The following is an 18,388-nucleotide window of genomic DNA, read 5'->3' as shown; positions in this document are numbered from 1 at the left end:
AAAACCCATTAGGTTACTTTAAAATCTCACCTGAGATATAGCTACTCACACCAAGGATCCAGTTCAATATTCTGGTTCGGCATGCCGACGGGCTATTAGTCTGTCGATGGTTCGAACCCGACCCTGGGCACCATTTCCTTCAAAAGCAACAATATCGACGTGTTATTTCAAAGTAGCGGTGTTTAGCCTTGTCATACAAAGAGCTGGCTTATGCGTTAGAAACAGACGACCTACTTGAATGGTCTACTAACCTCAAACGGACAAAGCCAGTACTCCGCCTGCAAATTGAGGGAATGCCGATCATCAACCCCTGAAGAGTGGCTGGCTTGCGAACGTCACAAGAACAATGCCAAGCCAACTCATCGACGTAAATTGATGCCATCACAAAGGGAGGATCAGGCCGACGCGCTACTTAGACTACGAATTTCAAACTCGGACAGTTAATGTTTTCGACTATATCCAATTTTGCTGTATTCTTGCATCGGATCTGCTTCCAAACTCGTCCGAACAGCATCGGGAATACCAACAGATTTACGTTCTGCCGTCGAGAAGAACACATTTACGCTTTCAGATGTAGCAACGCATTCGTCGCCGGCAAAACATCCATATCCTGTTGTTATCGATTTAGTACCGAGCTTGATAACTCTTGCACCAACATCAACTGTATTGGGATAGTGAGTTTCTTTAAGGTAATCAATCACAAGGCGCGCCAGAATAAAATCAATTCCCACTCTCTCGTCGGCATTTAATAATCCACCTAAAAACATGGTTCGTGCAGCCTCAAAATAAGCCGCGTAGGCGACATTATTTACATGCTGCAAAGGGTCTTGGTCAGAGAAACGAATAGTTACGGGGGTCCAGTGTCTAAAGCTATCTTTATTCGTTAAATCAACAACATCGTTCATTATATAACCTATTGAAATTAAAATGGTCTACTAGCGGGTCATTTTGGCAGAATTCTTGAGAAAAACAGAAATTCACCACCAACATTATAATTGGCATCCCCTATTTTAAACAGGCTCAAAATACTAATCATTTTTAATAACGGAGGCTATGAGATCTGGCTTGATTGACGCCCAATTACGACACAAACTTCATATATCGCTGTTGTCTGGATAATTCCCCAGCGCTTGCGAAACCAGCTAAATGCCGAACCAAATAAAGCTTCGTCATATTGGTATTTATTGTTGATTGGAATAAGCAGCATTAGAATTACGGGCACGGAGAAAATTGATTTTAGCCTGAAGCCGAAAGAGCTATCTAGATCACCAGAAAATACTACTGCCTTTCTTTATCCCCGGGAATAGGCTGCACGGGTTCCGCCATCGACTGGCAATACCGTGCCGTTGACATATTTTGCACTGCTGCCCAAGAAAAATTCGATCGCGTCCACGATATCGTCAGTATCCGCTATTCGCCCCAGAGGCGAGGTGCCGGAGAGCTGAAAACCAGACGACCCTGCATTTTCTGCTGCTTGCTGCGCCATTGGCGTGTCGGTAGTTCCGGGCGCGACCGCATTTACCGTGATACCATCCTTTGCGAGTTCGACAGCGAGCACGCCGGTCAAGGTATGTAGGGCCGCTTTAGTCGCTGAATACATACCGCTTCCTACCTTTGGCCTGATGCCACTTACCGATCCGACGATGACAATCCGGGCTGGGTCGGCCATGTTGGAATTATACTTTAGCAGCGGATAGGCACCACGAATAGTAAGCCAAGGGCCTTTAAGATTGACGTCAATTAGCTTATCGGTCGCTTCCTCTGGAAAGTCCATTAGAGACCCCACAAGAGTAACGCCTGCCGAGCAGATCAGGGCATCGATTGATTGGTTTTCTCGACTGACAGCCTCAAAGACTTCCTTAATCTCGGAAGCCGAGCTGACATCACAAGCTCGGTGGTAATACCGTCCGGTGCAGTCTGGCGTTTCAAATGCTGCCAGTTTCTCATGGGACAGGTCTAATGCCCAGACAGTCCAGCCTGCGTTAAGAAGGCGTTCGACACTTCGGCGACCAATCCCAGAGGCTGCCCCGGTTACGACGGCTGTTTTCTTCATCTTTTATTTCCCTTTCAATACACAAGACCTCGGAGAAAGTACTCCACTGAAAAATCCGTCGACAGTTCAAGTCAATAAACCTTTTCTATCTTCGATGTATAATGGATATTTTTATAATAGAAGGCGGCCGCCATCGACCGCCAGGGTCTGCCCTGTGACAAAGCTCGCCTCATCTGAGGCCAAATATACCGCCGCTTGCGCTATATCATCAACATGCCCGATACGGCCGAGTGGGATTTCTGATTCCATCTTCGTGCGTTTTTCCACGGTTTCTCCATCAACCATGTACCAAACCATAGGCGTATCAGTTCTGACAGGAGCAATTGAGTTCACGCGGATACGCTGTGGTGCGAGCTCAAGTGCTAGTGCAGCACCGTAGGCATTAACCGCCGCTTTACTCGCCCCGTACCACGCCATGCCTGCGCGTGGTCGAATACCTCCAACAGATCCTATATTGACGATCGCACATCTTTCATACTTAGCCAAAATCGGCACACCATGAAGGGTCGTGAAGTATAAGCTCTTAACATTCACATTAAACATTCGATCGAATGTTTCTTCACTAACTTCTGTACATGCAGTTAGCTTCTGATTGACACCTGCACAATTAACAATGATTTCCAGCCCAGAGAAGGCCAACTCTGCTCCTGCGAAAGCAGCCTCGACATCATCAGAATTGGAAACGTCTGCATAAAATGGGACCGCCTCGCCCCCGTCTACACAAATCTTATTCGCTACCGCCTCGGCCTTTTCCAGATTAATGTCCACAACGGCAACTTTCGCGCCTTGTTTCGCATAGTGACAGGCAATTGCCGCGCCAATTCCCGAACCTGCTCCGGTAACTATTGCCCGTTTGTTTAGTAGACGCATAAAACCAACCCCCTCTTTTACTGTATCAGTTACGTTACCAAAAATGGCGCATTACCGCCCAGTGAAACAGCCACTGCCCTAATGACGGTGATCTAAGTTCTGCAAATTTTCCGCCTCCCCAGGGAACAGATCGCAATCAAACGATTTCTGCGTGCCGACACTTATCAGCATTAATGGCAAAATACTCTTTTACAACAGAGTAATGAGGCGTAATTTTTGACTATACCCATGAGCGGGTAAAAAATTTTTTGAGCGTATAACCGGCTGGTCCAAGAATATAGGATTAATATAGCTAGGAAAAATAGGTGGAGAACACCATACCTAGTTCGCGTTATGGCCGTTCGACCTAGTAGGAAGTACGGGCCGGACAAGGTGACCGGCCCGCGCAATAATTGGACTTACTGAATGTTTACTTTCCCAAAGCGGCTTTGTATTCGCTCAGCGCTTCTGCTGCCGGCAGTCCGCGATCATTCAGTCGTTTGAGAAAATCAGCCTCAACCGAGACCATCTGCTCCGCAAACATGGCGAGTTGTTCAGGGGTCAGTTCAAAGACTACCTGTCCTTGCGCAGCCAAATCCTTTGCAATCTTTTTCTCGTTTGAGTCGATAAGAGCAGCCATCGACAATTCAATCGAGCGCCCGCATTCCTTAATGACCTTTTGCTGATCCGCGGGAAGACCGTTGAAATATTTCAAGTCCATCCCCCACATTGATGCCGAGGTGCCAAAGCTTGCATTCGTAGAATAATAGGAAAGCACTTCCTGAAGGGAATAGCCTACTAGGCTAGTAAAGGAAAGGATCGTCGCGTCCACTGTACCGCGCTGGAGCGCAACATAAATTTCGGTCGCGGGCATCTGTACGGCAACTCCCCCGATTGAGTTAACCAAAACAGACAGCGACGAACCGGTAGCGCGGATCTTCAACCCATCCCATTTCGAGGGATCGTCGAGCTGCTCATTTGCCATAATTTGATACGGCGCGAGTGGCGAAAGCAATAGCGGCATTACGTTTTGGCGAGTAAATTCTTCTGCCATTACACCGTTTTTATCAAGAGCCTTGCGCCAACCGACCACTGCTTCTACAGCAGAACCCGTCAGACCAGGAAGCGTCAAAAGGCCCTGTAAAGGGATATACGCAACTTCGTCTGGTACACTTGATACTGCGATCTGAGCAAGACCTTGGTTAATACCTGTCACCATGCTGTCGCGCTTCACAAGCTCGCCTGAGGGGAAATAATTGAAGGTCACTTCACCATTCGTCCCTTTTGTAACGCACTCCATCAAAGCCTCAGAGCCCTGAATCGATTGAAAGTGCTTCGGGGGCAAGCCTGATGCTAGCACAATGGTCTCTGCTGTAGCCGCCGAAGCAAAGAGGCACGATCCTAAGACCATAGTATTTACAAGTAATTTTATTGACATGTTTTATTCTCCCTAAGATTTGTAAATCTAGCGAACCCAGAACCTGCCTAGGTTTATGTAACAAAGACACGATCGAAGTTTTTTTTAAGTTTTTAGACCGTTCGAATGCTAACTGCAGAATAATTCCTGACAATACCCGTAAGCGTGTAGGAGTTTTGCGTTGAGCGCATGATCGGCCTTTCTTAGCGTCTGAATTCAAAAGTGGCGGCGCAAAACAGTGGTCTCTTCTGAGAACTGAAAAGGGATACATCATGCCTCTAAGTCAATGGTAATTATAAGAAATTTTTTTAGTGTTTTTCTTTTCCTCTCTCCAAGGCTTACTAAACTTGTGAACCCTGAACCCGAATTGCGACAAGCAGCCAAGCCACCAGCGAGGTTTCTTAAGTTATAGACAATTCTGATGCTATAGGATTAGTTACATTTCAACAAAAAAAGATTTCGACTTAAGTGCAGTCAAATTACTGCACGCAATGCGAAGCTGAGGGGGGGTAACAAAGTTTGGAACGAGAAACACCACGCAGAAAAGCGACATTCAAACTGCTGGACCGGATATTGCGTCCACTTGAGAATGGCGCTGCGATCATTGGTGCAGCGATGATGTTGGCGGCAATGATCATCACAACGTTCGACGCGCTGCTGAGATACACGATCAACAGACCGCTCAGTTTCAATTATTTCCTGACTGAACAATATTTGCTGGTTGGCCTTGTCTGCTTGCCTCTGGCCTGGGGCTTCCGCACAGGCGGCTTTATCCGGATCACGTTTCTCCTACATGTCATTCCGCAAAATGTGGGTAACCTACTGCTACGCGTCGGGCTGTTAGTCAGTAGTATGTTCTGCGCCGACCTTGCCTGGATGTCCGGTCAGAACTGGTACGAAATCTACTCCAAGGGGCTCGTAGAGATGGATGTTATCGACTGGCCAGTGCACTTGTCATGGATCTGGGTGCCAATCGGTTGCGGCCTACTGAGCCTTCGTCTGCTGTTAAGCGTATTCGCCGCATCGGAAGACCTTATCGTCGAGCATACAGCAGAGGAGTATCCCGAATGACTTTTGCTATTGGCGTGGCTTTGCTACTAATAATGATGGTGCTCGCCGTTCCTATTGGTTTTGCATTGGGAATAGCCGGCTTCGTAAGCCTCAACATGATAGTTCCTATGGGTGTGCTTCAGGCGATCATGGGAAAAGTCATGCATGAGACGCTTGCCAATTCGGTACTGCTTACGATTCCCATGTTTATTCTGATGGCAGAGTTTCTCTCCTGCGGCGGCGTCGCGACCGACTTGCTAATGGCATGCAACCGGATGCTCCGCCGAGTACGCGGCGGTCTGGCCATGGCCTGCATCGTGGCTGGTGCCATCCATGCCGCCGCCACCGGTAGCAGCACCGCTTCAGCAGCAAGCCTTGCCCGCGCGTCATTTCCTGCGATGATGAAAGCTGGGTATGCGCCGTCGTTTGCGGTGGGTACGATTTCCATTGCTGGAACGCTGGCAATCATGATCCCACCTTCGGTGTCCTTTGTAATCTACGGCATCATAACCGAGACCTCTATCGGGAAACTATTCATCGCCGGCATCATACCCGGGTTGCTGACAGCATTGGGTTATATCGTGACAATTTCTATCACGCTCAAGCTAAAGCCAAAGCTTGGCCCTGATGCGAGCGACGAAAAGCGCGTCGCAACAGAGCAGCATGGCGGCACAGTCTGGCCAATGATTTTACTCATCTTCATCGTATTAGGCGGGTTGTACAGTGGCGTGGCAACGCCGACCGAGATCTCCGCAATCGGCGCTGCCGGAGCTTTAGTTCTTTCAATCATGTCTCGCCGTATGGGCCGCAAAGACTTTGCAGCGGCAGTAAGCGGCACATTACGGATCACCTCAATGATCATGCTGATCATTGTTAGCTCCCATGTCGTGGGATATTTCATCTCTATTACACACATTACGAATACACTATTGGGCTGGATTGCCGAAAGCGGCATGACACCAACCGTAGTCATGCTGATCGTCGTTCTTATCTATTTGATCCTTGGCATGTTCATGGATCAGGCGGCTGTTCTAATCCTGACCGCGCCGATTTCGACACCGTTGATGGTCGGTCTCGGCTTTGACCCAATCTGGTGGGGCGTGATCATGATCAAGACGACAGAGATCGGCCTCGTCTCACCACCGTTAGGTCTCGTGGTCTTTGTCACCTCATCGGTCACCCGTACTAATCTCTATTCGAGTTTTAAGGGGATAATTCCCTTCCTGCTTGCTGAGTTCGTTACCCTCGGATTGCTCATTGCCTTCCCGATCCTAACACTCTGGTTAACCTGATGTAGATATTGCCAAAACCAAAGTGTCGCCTGACGGTGCGTGCGAAATTGGTTCTTCTGGCCGGCGTTTCTAGGCAAAGCTCACGATGCGCCAAATTCTCGCATCACATCGCCTAGCTGAGATGTCGGCCATTTCGGTTGGAAAATACTGCTCGATTAAACGTTGCAGCTGATGGCTAGATCGGGCGGTTCAACTGAGATAATTACTCTTATCCAAGCTTCATTAGGCTTGCCAATTACGCATTTTCTATGCTCGGCATCGTGATGCAGACCTTTAGTGGCGCGTTCATCGATTGACCACTACGTCAGCGCTTTCGAGATTAATAACGCATGCCATCACCTCGGTCAAAACAATGAGCAACAAACCCTAATTCAAAAATGCGAGCGCCCACCAGCAACCAAGAGTAATCACGAGGTGACCCCGTTCAACCGCTATGGGAAACATATCCTTTCATTCACCCAATTCATACGATAGTTTAAAAGCTTGATTTAAGATTACCGGTCAATCCAATTAACCTCATGAATATTCTGAATTAAAAGAATTTGCCAAAGATGAATTCTGATGGAACGCATGTTGGCAATACGTTACCTTTAGGTCCGCTCAGAGACGATGGGTTGTTCAATTTTTTAAAACTCATCCATACTGTGAGCTGAACAGAAAGATCAGTAAATGCGACATTTTAAACCCTTGAAAGTCCAGAAGTTCAGACAACAAGGAAGACAACATTGGATGAATTAACCAGTATTCGTACGTTTCTTAGGGTTGTGGAGTCTGGCAGCTTCTCATCTGTTGCCAGACAGCAGAACACGACTGCGAGCTCGATTGCAAGACACATAGACGCCCTGGAGAAAAATCTCGGGGTGCGGTTGCTAAATCGAACGACACGCGCTCAAAGCATGACTGAAGTTGGACAAATGTACCATAATCGTATGGTCGAAATAGTGCGCAAACTAGACAATATAAATAGTTACGCATCAGCATATCAAAGTGAAATTAAAGGGGTTTTGAAAGTCCAGCTTCGCACTTCGATAGCTACAGAAGTGATTATTCCACAGATTTCCAAATTCTTAGATGGCAACCCCGACCTGAGGATCGATATTGAACTAAATGACGAACAGATCGACCTTGTTAAGAACCAAATAGATGTAGCTGTTTGGTTAGGTAAACTGGAAGACTCAAATATTATTGCGCGCCAACTGAGCTCTAGCAATCGAGTCGTATGTAGCAGCCCTGACTATTTTCGGGAACACGGAGAGCCAGTACACCCTACTGACCTCAAATCGCACAACTGTCTGGTCTACTCGGCGACCAATTATGAAAGTACATGGCGATTTATTAAAGGTTCTGAGGTTATCAAAGTCGACGTTTCCGGTAATCTGAAGACCGATCACAGCACCGCACTGATGAAAGCTGCGCTACACGGCGTTGGGATCGCAGTGGTGCCAGAGTGGGTGGTTAAACGAGCGATCGAGCAAGGAGATCTGCGTGTTGTATTGCAGGATTTCGAGGTTAAACCTACCGAGCAAGATACTGCTCTGTATGCTGTCTTTCCCCACGGACAGCTGGTACCCCCGAAGACTCGAGCTTTTGTTGATTTCCTAGTATCCTTATTCAGCCATAACAAGCTTAAAGTAATAGATCGTAGTTCCTAATTGACGAACCACTGTGAAAACAGACAAAAAGCTAAAACAGCAAAGTTTCGGCACGTTATTGGTTTTCTATCCCCTATGATGCAGCTATGTTTGCCTATCTAAGCGTTTCGAGATGTAGGGGCGTTTAGCTCAACCAGCGACACAAGCTCAGGACCATGGGCCCTGTCCTCTTGTTTATACAGGAACAGCCAGCATCTTGCCTGTATACCCGCGGCCGTTTAATCAAGGTTATCAATATACCCATTTCCTCTGATCGAAAGGCTGCGATATGGCAGGTGATGTTTCAAATACGTCACTGACCGTTTACCTTACGCTGGCAAGGCATACAAAGCCATCGTTGTCGCCGCGACCCAAAAACTTGCGACGATTGTAAACCCGCTTTGTACATCAAGACGAATGTGAGCATCACCTGCCCGCTGATGAAGACAGTTGCTAGTCAACGATCTTTTGTTCAGAGAGATCTGTAGTCCCGGCAGTTTCTGTAATCGTTGATGAAACAACGCCAAAATTCTTTAAGTCAGCAAGTTTGTTAACGATGTGATGTAATGTCGGAAGCTGTTCCCAGCTCGCTTTACTAAATGATGCGGCTCCATCACACCGCCATTTCTTCTTTACCTGTACGTGGCCGGTTGTGACGGGAGTAATTGCGGCATATGCAATCTCTTCTGTTCCCCATTCGCCGGTGCGAGGCATGTACTTGTAATGCAAAACACCATCCGCTTTCGGAGCGCTGAGCGTAGAGGTGTCCATCTCTTCAATTGGCTTGACGTTCATGTGGAAAAACTCGTGCCCCTCCCAAGACGCAACGTAATGTTCTTGTCCCTCAAATCTTCGTACGGGTGGTAGTTCGCAATAAAGCTTGCTAAAGCCCAGTTCTTCTCTTCCCGAGAGGATTGCGTCTGGAGAGTTTTCCCAAAGGACGGCCAAAAAGGGGCCGCGTACTTTCTTAGTCTTTCCTTGAAACACCGTTGGGATCTTGACTGACAAGATATTATACCCCCTCCCTGCTAGCCAGGCAAGATTGGTTAGGTATTGGTATTCGAGTGTTACCAATGACTCTCCGTCTAGAACGAACCCAGGCGGTAACAATGATTCTAACTGCTTCGCATCTGAACGAAAAGTTACCTCGATTGTGCGCCTCCTTGACTCCGAAAGATTGGCAAAGGGCTTCCCATCCGGTCCTTGTCTTGGTCCGGGCGTTGGTCCAAAGGAAACGGGCATTCGGTACATAGGCTTTTTTAGTACGTTATCTGGCATTTTTTAATACTCCTGTTTAAATATGGCATTCGTGCTCTCGATTAGCAGAAAGGCCATCTGGTAAGGTTCTAAGGAACGGATGTTCTAAGAGTGATTGGCACCTCGTTAGATCAAAATGTCTCCGGTCCGCAACTTTCGACTTATGATTGCGATTTCGGAATCCCGCCATACATTCCCCAAGGGTTTGACACAAAAAACCCTGCATCGACCACAAGATCAATCCCGGTAATTGCCGACGCACGATCAGACGCCAGAAACTCGATGCTTTCGGCAATTTCCTCTGGCTCAATCCGTCGCCCAAGTGCCATGAAATCGTCTGGATTGGTCGCATAGCGTCCCGGCGGGCGCGCTTTGACTCGGTCCACCAGCACCATGCCAGGAGAGATCGTATTAACCCTCACCCCTGACCGACCCCATTGCGCTGCAAAAGATTTCGATAGGTTAACAAGCGCAGCCTTGCTCGGGCCATAAGCGAATAAAGGCGACGAAACATGAGCTGTGATCGACGCGATGTTGACGATGCTGCCTTTACCTTGCTGCGCCATGGCACTCCCAAATACGCGGCAAGTGTTAAAAGTACCCTGAATGTTGACTTGTAATATCCTCTGGAAGAGTTCTTGCGGAAAGTCGTCGAGCGTTTTCTGTTCCTGCAAAATGGCTGCACAATTGACAAGTACAGAAGCAAGCCCTTGTGCACGCGTGATTGCCTCTGCTGTAGCCTCTATAGCCTGGAGATCACCGATATCACAGACATATCCCTTGCCTCCGACTTCCTCTGCTACGACCTTCGTGCGATCCTCCACAATGTCGACAATAGCGACATCCCACCCGCGCTTTGCCATCAATCGGCCGGCCGCGGCTCCGATGCCATTTGCACCCCCAAAAACAACTGCTAGTCCGTTTCCCATTTCGCCCCTCTCTTTGTCCAAAATATCAAATAGAAGACACTCAGTCGTCGCCCTTACCGAGCAACTCAGTGCCTCCAATTAAATAACCCTCGAGCCCCATTAGAGCGACGAGATGCATGACTTCGATGATCTCGTCGCGATGTGCTCCTGCTTTGAGTGCGTTTCGAATATGAAGCCTTAATCCAGCTTCGTAGTTGTGGGAGGCTGAAGAATCTATGGCGATAAAGATTAGTTCCCGTTCACGCGGCGTTAAGCTTCCCGATTGCCATGGCGCAACCGAAAGCGTCGACTGAGCCATAAAGTAATCCGGCATTAAACGGGCAAGGGTTTCCCTATCCGAATGCCAGAATCCTCGCTTCTCTACAAAATCCTTTTTAATCGCCGCCATATCTTCCCGCATATCGGGAAGAACGTCATCGGACGCAGAATATGCTTGAAGTTCGTCGACCAATATAGATCCCGAAAAATAGAGCGCATGATTGGCCTGCCCAACGATAGAGATCAACACATCGATCACATCTTCTTCGCTTGCACCAGCTGAACAGGCGCGACGAATATGGCGCTTAATGGCTGTTTCGTTGACTGACGATGCGGAGGCATGAACGCCGAGCAGCACAAGCTCCTTCAACCGGTGCGAAAGTAACGGAGCGTCCATTGCGCTTTGCCAAAAATCTTCAGCGGCTCCATGATTGGAGGGAGCTTTTTCCCTTAGTTTTTTGACTATATTGGGATCTCCAATAGCATTATTGAGATCTAACGTCTCACCTTTAGGCATCGCGTTCTCGCTTTTCTCTGGTTTGGGTACGAATGAAATTGGTTGATTGTTTTTAGAAACACGACCCAATACGCACTCCTTCAGATTAGCACGGACGGCTCGCTACTGCAGGCATGTCAAATGGCAAGAACTTTTGCGTGCGGCGCATAAGTACATTTTCGGTCATCAATTACTATGTAGTTTCACGGCGGCCTGCGTGTTGATTTCCAACTAGAAGTGCCCCGAGATTTAATCGAGCTTTGGTCCATTTTTGAGTGACGGCGTCTTTTCAGGGGACACAATAAGTATTGAAGCCTTCTGCATCAGCGCGCGCTTAGCTACCCCTCTTATGAAGAGCAGTGGTGATGACCCTTTACTATATGGTTTGGAGTAAGCAGCCCTGGCTTGAAGCCGCGAAGTCAGGGGAGTTCAAATTCAAGCAAATGTCATCGCGTCTAATGGCAACGGCATGATACGCAGGGCCAAATATGAACTTTATTCGTCAGTTAGCGAGTACTAGTTGATTTCTCAACATCGGCATTGCTTCAAAGCTCGGTATTGAAAGGGATTGCGTTTTAGGAAACCCCGGCGTTTACAAGGACACCCACATCCTCCAGTTTTTCCATCGACAGCACTGCATCGACTAAGCGCATGGCTTGGCTTTCACCCAAATGTTCAGTGCAACCGAGGAATTTCTCTATAATCTCATCTTCTGAAAATGGCTGGTCGCGGTCACCGCGAACTTTTGGGAGCTCATGTGCCAAAACACGACCATCCGACATAGTGATTTTCACAGAACCCGGCATGTCTTTCACCGAATAATCTGGATTCACCTTATACGAAACTTTAGACATGAGATCGCGTATGGGTTCATGTGTCCACTCGTTGGCATCAAACTCCGCAGCGCCAGCCTTGCCTTTGTAAAGCATAATGCAAACGGCATAGGGCAGGCTGAAACGCGCGTCATAGCCAGTGATAGGTGCGGTCTTAAGATCCCATGGCTTACAGATCATATTCACCGAGCCCTCCGTCACCTGGCAATCAATTGAAACAATATTGTCCACGCTGAAGTCTTCGGAGCGCCGTAAAGCCGCGGCACACTCTATAAATGATTGCAGATAGTGACAGCAGGGGTAAAGCTTTGCTCGCGTATCTAAGAGTTCCCAGTGTTGGCCAATACCATCAAGGATACTCGCCAGATCGTACTGCTCGCCCCTGAGAATTGAATTATAAAGACCGAGGTGTCCCTCGATAACGCTGGTCGGACCCGTAAACCCTATTTTAGCAAAATCGCTCGCCATTATGCCACATACGCCAGCCCAGCCGGCGTGTAGGCGCTTGGCAGAACTCCGTGCCGGAACGCATTCAAGGAGACCGGAGGCAAAACTGCCGCATATGCCGAACGCTTCTTCATAAGCCTCAAGACTGGCGTTCCTAGTGTGCGACGACAGGATGGCTGAGCCGAACGTACAGGCGACGGAAGTTGTGTGGAAGCCTCTGAGATGAAATCTGTTTAGCGCTGGCATTGCAAGACGGATCGATACTTCAACAGCGATCACTAATGCCAGCAGTGCACGTTGGCCGTCAATCTGATCACGCTCTGCGCACGCGAGCATGGCAGGTACAAGCGCACTGGATGGATGAACTACGGACTCCGTGTGCGTGTCGTCATAGTCTTGTCCATGGCCGAGAATACCGTTGACAAGCGCAGCGTGGTGCGGCGCAACCTTAAGCGACGATCCAATCAGTGAAGCTCCGCCTTGTATTTCCCACTCCTTGGCAAGTTTGATCGTATCCCGACCGAATTCGAACTGGCTCGATGAAAGGCAAACCCCGATCGTATCAAGTACCATTAGTTTGGTTTTCTGAAGCACATCCGGGGGCACTTGGGAAAATGACGTTTCATGTGAAAAACGCGCCAATTCTGAGCTAATGGTCAACTTGTTTCCTTCCATCTTAACATATTACTCGTAGTCGGAGCGAGTACACAATTTCAGAATAATACGGTCCGCCACCTAGCCTACAACACAATTCGACATCAGTAACTTTATGTAATTCCTGCCGGTTTACGGCCGGCAATTTTTCGCGGAGCATTAATTGCCTGTTTAGGTTGCGACCTGCAATCCGTATAGACACGACGCACTACGCCAGAAAAGATCGTTTTTTTCGTCCGCGCTGGCATCAGCTGTGAGCCATTTCATGGAATTCCAGACCTTATCATAGCTAATCCAAGCTCGATCTGCAGGAAAGTTACTTTCGAACATGCAACGCGAAGTCCCAAATGCTTCAATACAGGTTTCAACCCATGGCTTCCATCCGCGCGCCAACTCTCGTGCACTAGCATTTCCATCTTGTTGACGGCTGAACCCAGTGAGCTCCAGCCCGAAACCACCAATCTTCATAGAAACATTATCGCATCCAGAGAGTTCAACGATGGCTTTCTTCCATTGGGCGAATACCTCAGGGTGACGATTAGTGTATTTGCCAATGCCGAGAATGCCCCCGCAGTGGTTGACTATTATAGAGGTATCCGGAAAGGCACGCGCCAGTTTCACCAAATCATCAAGTTGATGGAAGAAGAGCCAAGCATCAAAACTTAAGCCCGCACGCGCCAGTTCGGTAAATCCTGCCCGAAATTCTGCACTATCCATCATATCGCGTGAAGTAGGATAAGCCGGATTAAGTAGCGATTTGTCGGCGTCCCACGCAACGATATGTCGGATACCTCGAAAGCGCCCTTTACCTGATTGGATATGGGCTTCGAGAACCTCCGCGACCCTCTTACCGAGCTGCAAATCAGCGTAGCCGACTATGGCATCGCAAACAGATGTCTTTATCTCTGTGTCGCGTGCACATTGATCGGCGATGGCTACGGCAAACTCTGTTTCACCCACTGATCGCAAATGCTCAGGACCCGTCTCGCGGTACATGCTTCTCGCCTGCACGAATACCGTAGCTATTATATTGTGGCCAGTCTTCAGATCCGTATGGAATTCTGGTAACAGGTAGCGCAAGTCTTTACGGTCATACAAATGATGATGAGCGTCAACGATGGGCTGCGACGGATCGAGAAGCTGGTCATTTTCCAAATGTTCAATATCCCCTAGCATTTTTTTGTGAAGTTGCTTCTTTTCCATGCCCTCATGGTGCCTCCTGATCAGAAACTGTGTCATTCAATTCAGATGCAACATTCTCAGGCAAGCCCAGCTCGAATACGTTTAGCGTCAGGGAGACGAGACAGTAATAGCCTAGGATGGCAGTAAGCTCTACAAGACAGCGTTCACCGAACATTGCCATTCCTTCGTCATAAAGTGGCTGGGCGAGCTTGCCCTTTTTTAAGATTGTAGCAGAGAGTTTGTGAATCATCTCTTGCTTCTCATCGCCAAAGTTGGGCTGGCGGCCTGCAGCAATGTCTGCAATCACGCCGCTTGGCACCCCTGCTTGGAGCGCAAGTTTTTTGTGAGCAGTCCATTCATGATGAGACGTCCAGTGCCTGGCGCAGGTCAGTATCGCAATTTCAGTGAGTGCCGCGTCGAGCCCAGTGTCGAACCGCAGCAATTCGCCTAGCTTCTGGCCCCGTCGAGCGAGCTCTGCATTCCGAAGCCAGGCGGTCATCGGTGTGGGAACCTTGCCGCGTGGACCCGATTGCACTTCTCGGCAAGCGTTAAGCTGTTCGGCACTTAACTCATCTTGAGCCAATGGCTGAATTCTTGCCATATTATATTTCTCCTATGTAAACGGAACCATTGACGCTCATTGGCTCGGCCTTGCGGCGGTCATACCACCATCGACTACGATCTCCGTTGCGGTAATGTAGCGCGCCTCATCGCTAGCCAAGAAAAGTACGGCGTTGGCGACATCCCATGCATCCCCCATCCGACCCATGGGAACGCTGGCATTGCGCGCTGCAATCAGGAATTTAGCATCTCCGGCACCGAGTTGAGCGACAAGTCGGTTTTCAACGAGCGGCGTATGCATGACGCCTGGAACGACGGTATTCACCCGTATCCCCTGCTTCACATAAGCTATTGCGGTCGAACGGCCGAATGCGACCACCCCTGCCTTGGATGCTGCATAAGCCGCACTTACCCGCCCCCCAACCTGATAAGTCATTGAGCCAATGCTGGACAAATTAACAATTGCTCCGCCCTTGCCTTCATTCTCAAACTGGGAAACCATTGTAGGTAGCGCATGCTTGCAGGCGAGAAAACAGGAGGTGAGATTGAGATCGATCTGACGATGCCAAACTTCTTCACTCATTGAAACAGGATTGCCCGGCGCACTGCCGCCAACATTATTGACGAGAATATCTAGGCGACCAAACCGTGCCAAGCACGACTCAAATGCAGCCTTAACTTGCTTATTGTCAGTCATATCACAAGTAAAGGATGCCCATGAATCTTCTAGGCCTTCTGCCCTCATGCGCTCCGCGGTCTCCTCCAAAGCCTTTTTGTCTAAATCAACTCCAAAGACTTGCGCCCCCTGACGAGCCATGAGCACTGCTGTCGCCTTGCCATTTCCCCAGCCCTCGCCTACAGAGCCAGCTCCGGTTATGAAAGCTATTTTCCCATCTAATCGTAACATTGCTCAAGCTGCTCCCTGTGTTGACTGATGGCGTGTGCTCTGCGACCTCGACGATTTCTCGTTGCTGTCATTTACAAGGCCCAGTTGATCAGCCTTAATCCGCAGGGCAATATAATGTGAGTATATGCGCGCATGTGAGAAACCGCCTCCAATAAACCACAACCCCTGCTGTGCAGTTGCCCGGTACATATTCGCCAATTCTCCGTCATCGGCAATGCCCCAAATGCGACCAATTTTGTCAGCGACCCCGTCACCCAATAGTTCGCGAACGACTTCCTGCTGGTTCTGGTAACCCGTCGCGGAAACAATTAGATCCGCCTCTATCAGACTGCCGTCCTTCATACGTATACCCTGTGGTACAAAGCAATCCACGTCCTCAAATTGAAGTAAACCGATCTTTTCTTCAATAATCAGATTACTGCATCCGCAATCGAGATAGTAGCCACCGTGTCGACGGCGGAATTTCATCTGGTGACCCGTTTCGTCTTCACCGTAATCTATGCGAAAGCCGCGAGCCTTTAGCCCTGCGATCATGTCTGCATCTATTTCCTTCATTTTCTCAGCTGAGAGCTGATGGCCGCGAATGAGTAGCGGATAAGTACTAGACGTGCCGACCAGATCGGCGTCTTCCAGCGGCAGATTCTCATTGTAATAAACGGAGTGTACTAAACCGGCGGCCTTGATGCTGGCGACCGTAGTTGATCCGCGTTGGACCAGCTTCACATCGGCACCGTGGCTTTGCAGATCCTGCGCCACGTCGTGACCGCTAGTTCCTGTGCCAATGACAACCGCTTTTTTGCCCGCCCAAGCTGAACCGTCGTCGAATTCATGGGTATGTATTAGAGTCCCAGAAAAATCCTGAAGGCCTTTAAACTCAGGGATTATAGGCCTGCCGGCAATGCCGTTCGCAAACACGATGTGCTGCGGTCGCAAAAGCCTTTCTTTTCCATCTTCAGTACGTACTCGCGCGCTCCATTCGGAGCTCTTCTCGTTGTATTCTGCACCTAGAAACGTGGTGCCGGTCCATACATTACACTCCATGGCCCAGGAGTATGTTTCCAGCCAATTTGCGATCATGTCCTTTGGCAGGAATTCAGGCCAATTCGGCGGAAACGGAAGATATGCCATATGGTTAAGGCCGATCTTGTTGTGCAGTGCGAGCGAGCGATAGCGATTACGCCACACATCTCCGACTCGCGGATTGCGATCTACTACTAACGCACTTACTCCAAGAAGCCGCAGGCGCGCGGCAACGCTCAGACCCGCCTGTCCCCCACCGATAATCAACACTTCAGGTTCGCGCCCTTCGAAAGTAATTTCTTGCTTGCGGTTGTCACTCCAATTGCTCCCCCCAAACATCCGCGAATAGGACGATCCATCAGGACGCCTCGCGCCAATGGGCTCCTCGTGCCCTTTGATTTCCTCAAGCGAAGTCGTAAAAACCCAAGCTTGTTCGGGATTTTCGGCTAACAGTCGGAGGAGGCCATGCCCTCGCCCCGCTCTTGTTTGGAAAGAAAAAATGGCTTCAATTGAATCTATGCCTAATCTTTTGACGCGGCGCGGAGGTGTCCGGTCTTCATCGAGGCAAAAGTTACTGGCCTGCACTTCGGGTTGAAGGGCGATTAAGTTATCTATGATTGCCGATTGGCTGTCATGCGGTGTGATGCTCCAGGTGAAAGCCAAAAGGTCCTTCCAATGGCTGTTTTCAGAAAATAGAGTTCTAAGATTCTCCCCGTCCGATGCCAAAAGACTTCGCTCAAAATTGGCCAACCAAGCCTTTACACAATTGGAATTTCTACTCATTTCATCGCTACTATCTGTGTTCATCCTTGAAACTCCTCTCGCCGTACTTAGCGGCATGACTTGGCAATAAGTTTGCCGTATTTCGTGGTGGCAAACTTATACTCGCACACGCACAACTATAGATTTTTTTACTTAATTTTTAGCAGTGGCTTTGATTGTTCGGAAACGGCTTCATGACAAGTTCGTTTGAAGAACCCTGGCCAGAACAACTGATTTCAGGTGGCTCGCGTTCAAAATTATGTCGGTTCCATGCTAAATCTCGCCTCGAAGAATGATCATCAGAAATCACTGGTTTTGGCTTTAAGGATGAGATCTCAGGAGGGTGGAGGCCCTGAATACGCTGTCTGGACTTAGCAGCAAGCCGACAAAGTTGCGGCATTCCCCGGCCTTGGAACCCATAATATCCGACTTGCCGAAACATTCGGCGAACTACCGAAACAGGAATCTTTATTCCTCTTCGAGACTTTTTTCGAAGATCGTTACAATGTGAACGGTATCGATGAAAGCGCGCTGCGCCCGAATGTGAACTATCGGCACTTTGTAAAAATGTTGAGTGGCAATAATCAATGGTTCGATCAAAAGTTGAATTAACCAACCCTTCCCAAGGGTCATTCCTTGGCACAATATTTGGGCGATCTTTTACAGAATAGAACTGTTGGATGATTTCAAAAAATCCAAAGTGCCTTTTATTCATGTCAATTAGAAATGCTATGGCCATCGTACCCGGTATCCAAACTGCTAGTCTTTCCAAAAACAGTAAACCGGAGTT

15 protein-coding genes are annotated in these 18,388 nt (G+C 48.7%); 3 read left to right on the top strand and 12 right to left on the bottom strand.

What is annotated here, in order from left to right; genetic code table 11:
- Positions 1–440: 440 nt before the first annotated feature.
- The 4 genes from LKE13_RS05935 to dctP all read right to left on the bottom strand — a co-directional run bounded on the left by LKE13_RS05935 (position 441) and on the right by dctP (position 4,340).
- Entirely contained in the window at positions 441–905 is a 465-nt protein-coding gene (locus LKE13_RS05935) for an acyl-CoA thioesterase (RefSeq protein WP_227949167.1), read from the bottom strand.
- 386 nt (positions 906–1,291) lie between these two features.
- The gene (locus LKE13_RS05930) at positions 1,292–2,053 is read right to left on the bottom strand and encodes an SDR family NAD(P)-dependent oxidoreductase (protein WP_227949165.1); all 762 of its coding nucleotides are present in this window, start codon (positions 2,051–2,053) and stop codon (positions 1,292–1,294) included.
- A gap of 111 nt (positions 2,054–2,164) precedes the next feature.
- Positions 2,165–2,923, bottom strand: a complete 759-nt coding sequence (locus LKE13_RS05925) for an SDR family NAD(P)-dependent oxidoreductase (RefSeq protein WP_227949162.1) — start codon at positions 2,921–2,923, stop codon at positions 2,165–2,167.
- 409 nt (positions 2,924–3,332) lie between these two features.
- Positions 3,333–4,340 carry a TRAP transporter substrate-binding protein DctP gene (gene dctP / locus LKE13_RS05920; RefSeq protein WP_227949160.1) on the bottom strand — a complete coding sequence of 336 codons (1,008 nt, stop codon included), beginning with the start codon at positions 4,338–4,340 and terminating at the stop codon, positions 3,333–3,335.
- 498 nt (positions 4,341–4,838) lie between these two features.
- Between dctP and LKE13_RS05915 the strand changes: the two genes are divergently transcribed.
- The 3 genes from LKE13_RS05915 to LKE13_RS05905 all read left to right on the top strand — a co-directional run bounded on the left by LKE13_RS05915 (position 4,839) and on the right by LKE13_RS05905 (position 8,313).
- Positions 4,839–5,390, top strand: coding sequence for a TRAP transporter small permease (locus LKE13_RS05915; RefSeq protein ID WP_227949158.1), 552 nt, complete (start codon positions 4,839–4,841; stop codon positions 5,388–5,390).
- The gene (locus tag LKE13_RS05910) at positions 5,387–6,661 is read left to right on the top strand and encodes a TRAP transporter large permease (RefSeq protein ID WP_227949156.1); all 1,275 of its coding nucleotides are present in this window, start codon (positions 5,387–5,389) and stop codon (positions 6,659–6,661) included. The genes LKE13_RS05915 and LKE13_RS05910 overlap by 4 nt, the downstream gene beginning before the upstream one ends.
- A gap of 725 nt (positions 6,662–7,386) precedes the next feature.
- Positions 7,387–8,313, top strand: coding sequence for a LysR family transcriptional regulator (locus LKE13_RS05905; protein WP_227949153.1), 927 nt, complete (start codon positions 7,387–7,389; stop codon positions 8,311–8,313).
- Positions 8,314–8,745: 432 nt separating this feature from the next.
- On the opposite strand, the gene LKE13_RS05900 is transcribed toward LKE13_RS05905, so the two are convergent.
- The 8 genes from LKE13_RS05900 to LKE13_RS05865 form a co-directional block, all read right to left on the bottom strand.
- The gene (locus LKE13_RS05900; RefSeq protein ID WP_227950726.1) at positions 8,746–9,534 is read right to left on the bottom strand and encodes an acetoacetate decarboxylase family protein; all 789 of its coding nucleotides are present in this window, start codon (positions 9,532–9,534) and stop codon (positions 8,746–8,748) included.
- Positions 9,535–9,710: 176 nt separating this feature from the next.
- Entirely contained in the window at positions 9,711–10,478 is a 768-nt protein-coding gene (locus LKE13_RS05895; RefSeq protein ID WP_227949151.1) for an SDR family NAD(P)-dependent oxidoreductase, read from the bottom strand.
- A gap of 40 nt (positions 10,479–10,518) precedes the next feature.
- Positions 10,519–11,322 (bottom strand): carboxymuconolactone decarboxylase family protein, encoded by an 804-nt coding sequence (locus tag LKE13_RS05890; RefSeq protein WP_227949149.1) that lies wholly within the window; start codon positions 11,320–11,322, stop codon positions 10,519–10,521.
- Positions 11,323–11,807: 485 nt separating this feature from the next.
- A complete protein-coding gene (locus LKE13_RS05885; protein WP_227949147.1) occupies positions 11,808–13,172 on the bottom strand; it encodes an MmgE/PrpD family protein in 1,365 nt (454 codons plus the stop codon).
- A 165-nt stretch (positions 13,173–13,337) separates the two neighbouring features.
- Positions 13,338–14,369 carry an amidohydrolase family protein gene (locus LKE13_RS05880; protein WP_227949145.1) on the bottom strand — a complete coding sequence of 344 codons (1,032 nt, stop codon included), beginning with the start codon at positions 14,367–14,369 and terminating at the stop codon, positions 13,338–13,340.
- A 4-nt stretch (positions 14,370–14,373) separates the two neighbouring features.
- The gene (locus LKE13_RS05875) at positions 14,374–14,949 is read right to left on the bottom strand and encodes a carboxymuconolactone decarboxylase family protein (protein WP_227949143.1); all 576 of its coding nucleotides are present in this window, start codon (positions 14,947–14,949) and stop codon (positions 14,374–14,376) included.
- Between the two features lie 36 nt (positions 14,950–14,985).
- Positions 14,986–15,816, bottom strand: coding sequence for an SDR family NAD(P)-dependent oxidoreductase (locus tag LKE13_RS05870; protein WP_227949141.1), 831 nt, complete (start codon positions 15,814–15,816; stop codon positions 14,986–14,988).
- Positions 15,817–15,819: 3 nt separating this feature from the next.
- Positions 15,820–17,643: a flavin-containing monooxygenase gene (locus LKE13_RS05865; protein ID WP_227949138.1), complete on the bottom strand. Its 1,824-nt coding sequence runs from the start codon at positions 17,641–17,643 to the stop codon at positions 15,820–15,822.
- Positions 17,644–18,388 lie beyond the last annotated feature (745 nt).

Origin of the sequence: Sneathiella sp. HT1-7, from assembly GCF_020731145.1 — a bacterium.
Lineage (GTDB): Bacteria > Pseudomonadota > Alphaproteobacteria > Sneathiellales > Sneathiellaceae > Sneathiella.
Note: the sequence above shows the minus strand (reverse complement) of the source record. Positions and strands in the feature narration are given on the sequence as shown.

Bases quoted from the DNA above. Each gene is read 5' to 3' on its own strand.
- LKE13_RS05935 (WP_227949167.1), bottom strand. From the start codon at position 905: ATGAACGATGTTGTTGATTTAACGAATAAAGATAGCTTTAGACACTGG.
- LKE13_RS05930 (WP_227949165.1), bottom strand. From the start codon at position 2,053: ATGAAGAAAACAGCCGTCGTAACCGGGGCAGCCTCTGGGATTGGTCGC.
- LKE13_RS05925 (WP_227949162.1), bottom strand. From the start codon at position 2,923: ATGCGTCTACTAAACAAACGGGCAATAGTTACCGGAGCAGGTTCGGGA.
- dctP (WP_227949160.1), bottom strand. From the start codon at position 4,340: ATGTCAATAAAATTACTTGTAAATACTATGGTCTTAGGATCGTGCCTC.
- LKE13_RS05910 (WP_227949156.1), top strand. From the start codon at position 5,387: ATGACTTTTGCTATTGGCGTGGCTTTGCTACTAATAATGATGGTGCTC.
- LKE13_RS05900 (WP_227950726.1), bottom strand. From the start codon at position 9,534: ATGCCCGTTTCCTTTGGACCAACGCCCGGACCAAGACAAGGACCGGAT.
- LKE13_RS05895 (WP_227949151.1), bottom strand. From the start codon at position 10,478: ATGGGAAACGGACTAGCAGTTGTTTTTGGGGGTGCAAATGGCATCGGA.
- LKE13_RS05880 (WP_227949145.1), bottom strand. From the start codon at position 14,369: ATGGAAAAGAAGCAACTTCACAAAAAAATGCTAGGGGATATTGAACAT.
- LKE13_RS05875 (WP_227949143.1), bottom strand. From the start codon at position 14,949: ATGGCAAGAATTCAGCCATTGGCTCAAGATGAGTTAAGTGCCGAACAG.
- LKE13_RS05870 (WP_227949141.1), bottom strand. From the start codon at position 15,816: ATGTTACGATTAGATGGGAAAATAGCTTTCATAACCGGAGCTGGCTCT.
- LKE13_RS05865 (WP_227949138.1), bottom strand. From the start codon at position 17,643: ATGAACACAGATAGTAGCGATGAAATGAGTAGAAATTCCAATTGTGTA.